Consider the following 6,427-nt stretch of genomic DNA (forward strand, 5'->3'; position numbering starts at 1 on the left):
GTGTGCGGGCTTCGGATGGGAACCTTCACGGAATGGAGAGGGCTGTGAAGGGAACCATGAGGGAATCTGATTCCGTGAAGGTGGCCTTCACGGACGGCGGGTCAGGAGCCGTGGACCAGTTCGGCGATGCCCAGGGTTCGGAAGGCGTCGTCTGTGCCACCGGTTGCGTGGTTGCGTAGGGCGGTCAGGTGCGTTTCCCACGTTTCGCGATCGCGTTGCCATGCGCGGAGGTACCGGACGCACAGGTCTGGCGTGATCAGGTGGTTGCGGCCCAGGGCTGCTTTGAGTGCGGCGATCATCCGGGACTCGTGTGCGCCGGTCAGGTGCGGCGCAGACTGCACTTGCCGGACCGCGGTGCGGATGAATTCCCGGCGGCTCTCCAGGAATTCCGCCCAGTATCCGGCGGTTGCGTCGGCGATGGCCAGGCTGTTGTCCAGCAGGCCGTAGATTCCCTCGGCCAGGGTGTCGCCCAGTTCTTCCGACCTCGCGCGTACGGTGTCGCGGTACGGGTCGTAGTCGCTCTGGTATGCCGTGCCGGTGATTGCCGTCGCGCGCAGTTTTCGGTCTCCCAGAAGGAAAAACCAGTCCTCATTGTAGATGTCCGGGAAGAATGACCGGAACGTTCCGCGGCCGACGGCCAGTGCGCCGCCGCCGACGAAGGTGTCTTGGCGGCCGCCGGAATCGCGGTAGGCGTGGCATACCACGGAGTTGTCCGGCATGCCGGTGTTCGACAGGCCCACCGCGGCGTACTCGTCGAGCAGGCCCGCGGCGGCGCGCAGATCGGCGGGGCGGGACAGGTGGATGTCGTCGTCGAGGAACAGGACTCGCTGCCAGCCTGCGAGTTCGGCGACGAGCACGCCCAGGTTGCGCTTGAAGCTCGTGTCGGCGCGGCGCAGCAGCCGTTTCACCGCCAGCAGCCTGCTGGTTGCGAAGCGGGGTACGACATCGAGGTGGGCCACTTCGTCGGTGTCGATCGCGCGTACTCGTACGCCTTCGCGTTTTGCGGCGAGGACCGCGTCCGACGCGCGCGCGTTTTTGCTGCACAGCAAGAGAAGCGTGGCGTCGACCTCGCGGGCGGCTCGGAAGGCGTCTTTGAGATAAGGGGCGGGACGGCCGTTGGGCACGACGATCGCGTCCAGTTCGGCCTGCGGCGCGTCTTGCGCGGCGACGCGGTGCAGCAACCGCTGGTGGGTCGTGTGCTGCGCCGGCGCGGCGACGGTCGCGGTCATGGAGTGCTCGCTTCTGGCCACTCGTGTAGCCGGTTTTCCGGCAGGGTCCAGTCGGGGGTGAGCCCCTGGTTGTCGAAGACCGGGACCCGGCTGATGATGCTGAAGGAGTCCGCCCCCGCGAACCGCTGGTCGAGGTAACTCTGGTTGCGGTCGCGGAAACGATAGTCGGTCAGCGCGCGGACGGCCCCGAGGGTGCCCCTGCCGTACATCCCGTTGCACACGGTCACGGTGCGCTTCCGGTTGAGCGGGCTGACGCCGTGGTAGAAGTGCGCGACGTCCTCGACGAGGGTGCCGTGCGACAGCTTCGCGGTGAACAGCTCGGTGGTCCCGTCCGGGCGGGTCACCTCGAAACCGCTGTCCAGCTGGCTTTCGTCGCCCTTGCGGCCGACCTGGCGGACCGGGGCGTCCACCCGGTCGAGGAGTGCGCGCGTCTGCGGGTTCCAGTCCACGCCGCCGAGTAGCACCAGATGTGCGGTGTACTCGTCCGGCGTCAGCGGGGTGTGCTGGTCGGTGGTCCGGAAGGTGACGCTGTTGGCCGGATTGCACGCGCGGATGTGACCGTACAGCTCGATCAGCGCGTCCGGGTCGGCGTAGGTGTAGAGGTCCACGTAATCCGGGCTGGCCGGATCGGTGTAGGCGATGCGGTACTTCTCGGGCAGCTGCGCGCAGACGATCACCACGTCCTGCCGCGGCGGGAAGTGCCACAGGCTGCCCGGCGCGAAGGCAGGCCGGGCCGGGGTCTCGTCGGGGTCGTCGCGCAGCCCGGTGAGCTCGGCGAGGAGTTCCTTGCGGCGCGTGAGCTCCTCGTCGGTGAGCTGTCCGGGGTCGAGCAGGCGGAGCTCGCGGCCCTGCACCGAACGGCGGGTCGCGAAGAACGTGGCGTACGCGTCGAGCCGCGAGGGCGGCGGCGTGACCGGCTTCGCGACGTTCTCCCACGACGACAGCAGCCCGGTGCTGAGCCCGAACGCCTGTGCGAGCTGCTTCTGGGTGATTTCCACGCCCGGCCAGCTCTCCTTGCGCAGGGCACGGAGGCGGCCGGCAAGCGCGGGACGGGGCTGGGACACGACTTCAGACCCTTCAGTGAAGTTCAGTCAGGCGTGAATGGCGGGGATTCTACACCCGGGGTGCCGGGATTGCCCGACAGGCCGAGGGTTGTGTGTCGGATGCTGGTCAGTGTGGGTGGCGGTCGGCAGAACCGGGGCTGTTCCAGGGACATCGTGTGCGCGACGCCATTGTTCAGTCTCGGATCAGCCTCTATAGTGGCTTCTGTGAAAGTCTACTAGATTTCAGTAGCTTCCTGAAACAAGGGGGCCGGACATGGACACTTCCGTAGTGGCCGCGCCAGTGCACCGAGCCATTCTGGTGGTCGACATCGAAGGGTCGACCACCCGCACGAACCCGGCCCGCGCCGGGCTTCGCTCGGTCCTGTTCGACCTGCTCGACGAGGCGTTCCGGGCCGGCGGCATCACCGAGGAGTTCCGCGACGCCTTCGTCGACCGGGGGGACGGCGCCCTGTGCCTCGTCCGCCCGGTCGACGAAGCGCCGAAGACGGTTCTGCTCGCCCGCGTGGTGCCCGCGCTTGCCGAGCTGCTCGGGCGGCACAGCGACGAGAGACCCGAGCTCGCCTTCCGCCTTCGCGTGTCGATGCACGCCGGCGAAGTGCACTACGACGCACACGGCCCGTACGGCGAGGACATCGACATCGCCTGCCGCCTCCTCGACGCGACCGAGCTCAGACGCCGGCTGCGCAACTCGTCCGGCCCGCTCGCGCTGGTGGTGTCCAACGCGATCCATCGCTCGGTCGTCCGGCACGGGTACGCCGGGATCGACCGCAGCGCGTTCACCCACGCCTTCCACGTGCGCGTCGGCGGGCAGCGGACCCGGGGCTGGATCCGCACCACCGACGCCATCCGGCCAGGGGCGGGACTCATCGCCTGAAGCGACCGGCCGACGACGAGGAAGGCGGGCCGCCGTGGAGACGATCGGCTTCTGGCCGGCACTGGGTGCCGGGGATCGCGCGAAGCTGGAGGAGCTGTCCGTGCGGCAGACCTACCGGCGCGGCGACGTGCTGTGCCGCGAAGGCGACCGCGCCGCGGTGGTACTCCTCCTGCTGACCGGCCACGTGCGGATCACCAACGTGACGTCCGACGGGCGCGAGGTCGTGATCGGCGTCCGCGGCGAGGGCGACGTGATCGGCGAGCTGGCCGTGATCGACGGCGGACGGCGGTCGGCGACCGTGGAAGCGTTGGACGACTTGGAAGTCCTTGCCGTTCCGGCCGCGCGGTTCGTTGCGCTGTGCCGCCGGGAAGCGGCGATTTCCTGGGCACTGCTGCAGGTTCTCGCCGACCGCCTGCGCGACGTCGGGAGGCAGTGGCTAGACCTCGGCGGCGGCACGATCACCCGCCGGGTCGCCGCGCAGCTCATGCAGCTGGCCGTGCAGCACGGGGTACGCCGGGGCAGCGACATCGAGATCACCGTGCCGGGGACACAGGCCGAACTTGCGATGACCGCAGCGATTTCGCGCGAATCGTGGGCGCGGGTGACCCGGGAGCTGCGCCGCCGCGGCGTGATCAGCACCGCGCGCGGGCAGGTGACCATCCACCGGCTCGCGGACCTGCGCCACCTGGCCCGCTGAACGTGTCAGCTGACACAGATTTCCCGGCCCCGCCGAGGTTTCCTGGAAGCACACCACCGAGGGAGGCAGTCATGGAACCGTTTCTTCCCGCTCCGCAGCCGGTTCGCTGGCGTCGGGGGGTGTACGCCGCGGCTCTGGTCGTGCCGTTCACCGTGGCCCAGCTGTGGGCCCTGCTGGTGCTGCTGCGGCTCGCGCCGCTCGACGGCCTGGTGGGACAGGCGTTCCTGGTGACCCTTGCCGGTTCCGTGGTCGCGATGTGGGCTGGCTGGCGCTGGGCGTGGCAGCTCGGTTCGGAGCGCCGCCGCGAACGGGCCCGCGAGGCCTTGCGGCAGCGGGCGTACGAGAACATCCGCGAGTTCGGCCCCGGACCCCGGGTGCGGGTGCGGTCATGACCACCGTGCTGGCCGCCGCGCAGGACAGCGGCTCCGGCGTACCGGCCGGGGTGCTCGTGGTCGCGCTGATCGTGCTGGTCGCGGTGATCCGGATCCTGCGCCGGATCGCCGGGCTGATGGTCCGGCTCGCCGCGGCGGCCGCGGCGGCGGCCGGGATCGTGGTGGCGGTGTTCGGGATCGGCGGGCTGGCGACGCTGACCTTGGTGGCGATGTCGTCCGTGAGATGAGTGGACACCGGTCGCGGCCGCGCGGCAGACTCGCCCGCATGCCCAAGATCGGAAAGAGAATTCTCGCGGTGCTGTCGGCGGCCGCACTGGTGTCCGTCACCGGGGCGGCCGCTGCCTCGGCCGACACCCCGAAATCCCCGGTGGCAATCGGCTATCTGGGTGCAGTGTCGAGCATCGACGCCGATGCCACCGCGATCGGTACCCAGGTATTGCGCGGGGGAGGCAACGCTGTCGACGCGGCGGTTGCCGTCGCTGCAGCTCTCGGCGTTACGGACCCGTTCTCGGCCGGGATCGGCGGGGGCGGGTTCTTCGTGTACTACGACGCCAAGACGCACCGGGTACACACTCTCGACGGCCGCGAGACCGCGCCGCAGACGGCGGATCAGAACCTGTTCGTGGAGAACGGGAAGCCGGTGCCGTTCGCCGATGCGGTCACCAGCGGGTTGAGCGTCGGTGTTCCGGGGACTCCGGCGACCTGGCGTGATGTGCTGCGCAAATGGGGTACGCGGTCGCTGGCGCAGTCCATTGCCCCGGCGGAGGCGCTGGCGCGCAAGGGGTTCGTGGTGGATCAGACCTTCCATGACCAGGTGGCGCGTAACGCCGGTCGGTTCGGGGCGTTCCCGGCCACCCGGTCGTTGTATCTGCCGGGTGGGCAGCCGCCGGTGCCGGGGACGGTGTTCCGGAATCCCGATCTGGCCGATACGTATGGGCAGCTGGCCGATCGTGGTACGGATGTGGTGTATCGGGGGGAAATTGGGGCAGACCTCGTCAAGACTGTGCAGCGGCCGCCGGTTGATCCGGCGGCTTCGCTGAACGTCCGGCCGGGGAAGCTGACCAGCGGGGATCTTGCCGGGTACCAGACTGTCGAACGCGCGCCTACGCATACGAAGTATCGCGGGCTCGATGTGTATGGGATGCCTGCGCCGTCGTCCGGTGGGCTGACGGTGGGTGAGGCGTTGAACATTCTGGAGAATTTCGATCTTGCGCGGGCCGGTGAGGCTGATTATCTGCAGTATTTTCTGGAGGCTTCGCGGTATGCGTTTGCCGATCGGAACCGGTGGATCGGTGATCCGGCGGTGGTCGACGTGCCTGCCCGGGAGCTGTTGAGCCAGAGGTTTGCGGATAGCCGGGCGTGTCTGATCTCGAAGGACCATGCGGCGACCAGCCCGGTTGCGCCTGCGGATCCGAAGCATCCGAAACCGTGTGCGGCGGGGGACGTCGGCGCACCTACGCCGTATGAGGGGGAGAACACGACGCACCTCACGGTGGCCGACAAGTGGGGGAACATCGTGACGTACACGCTGACCATCGAGCAGGAGGGTGGTAGCGGGATTGTCGTTCCTGGGCGTGGGTTCTTGCTCAACAATGAGCTGACGGACTTTTCGTTCGTACCGGTTACCCCTGGGGTGCCGGATCCCAATCTGCCCGGTCCTGGTAAGCGGCCGCGTTCGTCGATGGCGCCCACTGTGGTGTTGCAGCATGGGAAACCGTTCTTCGCGACGGGGTCGCCGGGGGGTGCGTCGATCATCACTACGGTGCTGCAGGTGTTGCTGGGGCGGATTGATCGGGGGCTGTCGTTGGAGGACGCCATTGCGGCGCCTCGGGCTTCGCAGCGGAACGGGGCCAAGGCTGATGTGGAGCCGGCGTTCCTGACCCAGCCCTCTGCTGCCGACCTTCAGGGGCGGGGGCAGGTGTTTTCGGCTACCCCGGCGGAGATCGGGGCGGCGACCGGGGTGGAGCGGTTGCGGGATGGGCGGTGGCTGGCCGCGGCAGAGCCGGTCCGGCGGGGGCAGGGGGCTGCGGAGGTCGTGTTGCCGTATCCCCGGTGACGTTGGGGGCACCCTAAGAGTTCCTAACAAGTTGATCACTTGTGGTGCGTGAAGGTTCATGATCGTTGATCATGAACGGGTGAGGAAAGGTGAACAGCCACCGTGGATCGTCTCC

General features: G+C 68.6%; 7 protein-coding genes. 5 read left to right on the plus strand and 2 right to left on the minus strand.

Annotated elements, in window-relative coordinates:
• Window positions 1-101 precede the first annotated feature (101 nt).
• Both OO71_RS21820 and OO71_RS21825 read right to left on the minus strand, forming a co-directional pair.
• The gene (locus OO71_RS21820; protein WP_051791806.1) at window positions 102-1,229 is read right to left on the minus strand and encodes a hypothetical protein; all 1,128 of its coding nucleotides are present in this window, start codon (window positions 1,227-1,229) and stop codon (window positions 102-104) included.
• A complete protein-coding gene (locus OO71_RS21825) occupies window positions 1,226-2,293 on the minus strand; it encodes a helix-turn-helix domain-containing protein (RefSeq protein ID WP_033291682.1) in 1,068 nt (355 codons plus the stop codon). Before OO71_RS21825 ends, OO71_RS21820 begins: the two co-directional genes overlap by 4 nt.
• 253 nt (window positions 2,294-2,546) lie before the next feature.
• Between OO71_RS21825 and OO71_RS21830 the strand changes: the two genes are divergently transcribed.
• The 5 genes from OO71_RS21830 to ggt all read left to right on the plus strand — a co-directional run bounded on the left by OO71_RS21830 (window position 2,547) and on the right by ggt (window position 6,312).
• Entirely contained in the window at window positions 2,547-3,167 is a 621-nt protein-coding gene (locus tag OO71_RS21830) for a nucleotidyl cyclase domain-containing protein (RefSeq protein WP_033291683.1), read from the plus strand.
• A 34-nt stretch (window positions 3,168-3,201) separates the two neighbouring features.
• A complete protein-coding gene (locus OO71_RS21835) occupies window positions 3,202-3,864 on the plus strand; it encodes a Crp/Fnr family transcriptional regulator (RefSeq protein ID WP_033291684.1) in 663 nt (220 codons plus the stop codon).
• A 71-nt stretch (window positions 3,865-3,935) separates the two neighbouring features.
• The gene (locus tag OO71_RS21840) at window positions 3,936-4,256 is read left to right on the plus strand and encodes a hypothetical protein (RefSeq protein WP_051791809.1); all 321 of its coding nucleotides are present in this window, start codon (window positions 3,936-3,938) and stop codon (window positions 4,254-4,256) included.
• Window positions 4,253-4,483 carry a hypothetical protein gene (locus OO71_RS21845; protein WP_033291685.1) on the plus strand — a complete coding sequence of 77 codons (231 nt, stop codon included), beginning with the start codon at window positions 4,253-4,255 and terminating at the stop codon, window positions 4,481-4,483. Before OO71_RS21840 ends, OO71_RS21845 begins: the two co-directional genes overlap by 4 nt.
• 38 nt (window positions 4,484-4,521) lie before the next feature.
• Window positions 4,522-6,312: a gamma-glutamyltransferase gene (gene ggt / locus OO71_RS21850; RefSeq protein ID WP_156096458.1), complete on the plus strand. Its 1,791-nt coding sequence runs from the start codon at window positions 4,522-4,524 to the stop codon at window positions 6,310-6,312.
• The last annotated feature ends 115 nt before the right edge of the window (window positions 6,313-6,427 follow it).

The sequence above is a fragment of the Amycolatopsis jejuensis genome (genome assembly GCF_000717335.1).
GTDB classification, from domain to species: domain Bacteria; phylum Actinomycetota; class Actinomycetes; order Mycobacteriales; family Pseudonocardiaceae; genus Amycolatopsis; species Amycolatopsis jejuensis.

What these genes read in the sequence shown, in the direction of transcription:
- OO71_RS21820 (WP_051791806.1), bottom strand. Translation starts at nt 1,229, where the DNA reads ATGACCGCGACCGTCGCCGCGCCGGCGCAGCACACGACCCACCAGCGG.
- OO71_RS21830 (WP_033291683.1), top strand. Translation starts at nt 2,547, where the DNA reads ATGGACACTTCCGTAGTGGCCGCGCCAGTGCACCGAGCCATTCTGGTG.
- OO71_RS21840 (WP_051791809.1), top strand. Translation starts at nt 3,936, where the DNA reads ATGGAACCGTTTCTTCCCGCTCCGCAGCCGGTTCGCTGGCGTCGGGGG.
- OO71_RS21845 (WP_033291685.1), top strand. Translation starts at nt 4,253, where the DNA reads ATGACCACCGTGCTGGCCGCCGCGCAGGACAGCGGCTCCGGCGTACCG.
- ggt (WP_156096458.1), top strand. Translation starts at nt 4,522, where the DNA reads ATGCCCAAGATCGGAAAGAGAATTCTCGCGGTGCTGTCGGCGGCCGCA.